Consider the following 1,672-nt stretch of genomic DNA (forward strand, 5'->3'; position numbering starts at 1 on the left):
CGCTTCCTATTGTTAATTCAATGATCCACCGCTATGGGAATCGCCTCGATCCGAAATTTTTCGGGTGAACTCGCAGTAACCTACGTCAATCGTATCGTTATTTACTCAAATCTGAAGCCCCCCGCAATAATGAGATTTTGGAAGACAGTGATCTTGTCGTCAGTCGACATCAGGATAGTCAGAACCCTGCTATCAGGGCACAGGTCGCCAAGGCCCTGACGCTCCGCAGTGGAGCACTGGAACGCAGTAACCAGCCTGGAGCAATCCAAACCCTGGAAAAACTTATCGCCCTATACGGGGAGGATAGCGATCCGCGCGTCGTGGAATGGGTAACGAAAGGGCGTGAAACGCTTCGTCGTTTGACAGTTCCCGCTATTCCGACCTAGATCACACCACGGCTTCAATGCGGAACCTTTCCGCTCCTCGGGCGTTCCTTAAGGCGCATCCCCCTTCCTTCCGAAGGGGTAACGATTACAGGAGAGCCTCATGGGGATCGAAAGCCTTCTCATCTTTTTGCTCATCGGGGCGCTGGCGGGTTGGCTCGCCGGGGTTATCGTGGCGGGTTACGGCTTCGGGCTGCTCGGCAATATCGCGGTTGGGATCGTCGGGGCGTTTATCGCCGGGCTGATTATTCCGCGCTTCGGCTTCGTGCTCGGCTCCGGCTTCCTGAGCGCAGTGCTCCACGCCACGGTGGGCGCGATTATCCTGCTGGTCGTCCTCGGTCTGGTGCGACGGGTGGCGGCATGAACCGGAACGGCTTCATCATCGGCCTGCTGGTCGCCGCGATCATCGGGCTGGGCGGATACCTCTACTACGAAGAAACCCGCCCGAAAGCGCTGGAACTGCGCATCGGCGAGGGCGGGGTTTCGATTCAGAAGAATTGAGGGTTGGTAAAAACGGGGCTATTTGAGCCTCGTTTTTACATACAGGTGGGCCTTGCGCGCGCGACGCTGAGTTGCAGAAATTTAGAAAAAAATTCTATAAACATTCTGAATTTCGCTCAGTCGTCAGGATAATACATGCTCCGCCCTCGCTTTACCTCTTGTGCTCTGCTCTTGGCCCTCACAAGCGGAATTGCCCTGTTGGGCGGCTGCGTCACCGATCCTGCCTCGGGCGCGGGCGCAATGATACGCACCCCCGGAACCACCGTTCCCGAGGCGAGTGTCTTTGAATATCGCCAGAAGCTTGCAAGCCTTCCAGCGCGGGACCCAGCCTATCAAGCGATCCTCGACCGTTTGGCCGATCCAGCTCGCACGGCCCAGACGCCTGAAAATCAGCGTGTCCTGGTCTATGGTTATTTCGCGCGCGCGCAGGCGCTGACCCAGCTCAACCCTGCCGATTATCGGGGCGCTGCCAACGATTACCGCCGGATCATGGATCAATTCGACGGCAGCGCCGATGCCGAGATTGCCACCACCGTCGCGCGGTCCTTCCTAAACCTCGGCGTTATCCGATTACGGCTCGGCGGTGATGCCGCCACATCGGAGAAGCGGGCTCTCTATGACGGGGCATTGGAGCGTGCCAAAGTCTTAACCGGCGATGATGCCGAGGAAATAACTGCTACGGCGCTCTTCAATAAAGGTCTGAGCTTGCTATTCGATGCTCCTCAAGATCGAAGTATTGGTTTTGTAACTATGGACGGGCTCGTGAGCCGCTTTCATGAGAGTAAACA

The 1,672-nt window shown here is 56.9% G+C and carries 3 protein-coding genes; all 3 read left to right on the forward strand.

Annotated elements, in window-relative coordinates:
• Positions 1-486: 486 nt before the first annotated feature.
• On the forward strand, positions 487-747 hold the full coding sequence (locus VZ95_RS14935) for a GlsB/YeaQ/YmgE family stress response membrane protein (protein WP_045776565.1): 261 nt from the start codon (positions 487-489) through the stop codon (positions 745-747).
• Entirely contained in the window at positions 744-884 is a 141-nt protein-coding gene (locus VZ95_RS25745; protein ID WP_045776566.1) for a hypothetical protein, read from the forward strand. Before VZ95_RS14935 ends, VZ95_RS25745 begins: the two co-directional genes overlap by 4 nt.
• 198 nt (positions 885-1,082) lie before the next feature.
• Positions 1,083-1,672: hypothetical protein (locus VZ95_RS14945; RefSeq protein WP_045776567.1), on the forward strand; the 590-nt coding region annotated here is incomplete at its 3' end.

Origin of the sequence: Elstera litoralis (assembly GCF_000963705.1) — a bacterium.
Lineage (GTDB): Bacteria > Pseudomonadota > Alphaproteobacteria > Elsterales > Elsteraceae > Elstera > Elstera litoralis.

Coding starts and splice junctions, on each gene's coding strand:
- VZ95_RS14935 (WP_045776565.1), top strand. CDS start 487: ATGGGGATCGAAAGCCTTCTCATCTTTTTGCTCATCGGGGCGCTGGCG.
- VZ95_RS25745 (WP_045776566.1), top strand. CDS start 744: ATGAACCGGAACGGCTTCATCATCGGCCTGCTGGTCGCCGCGATCATC.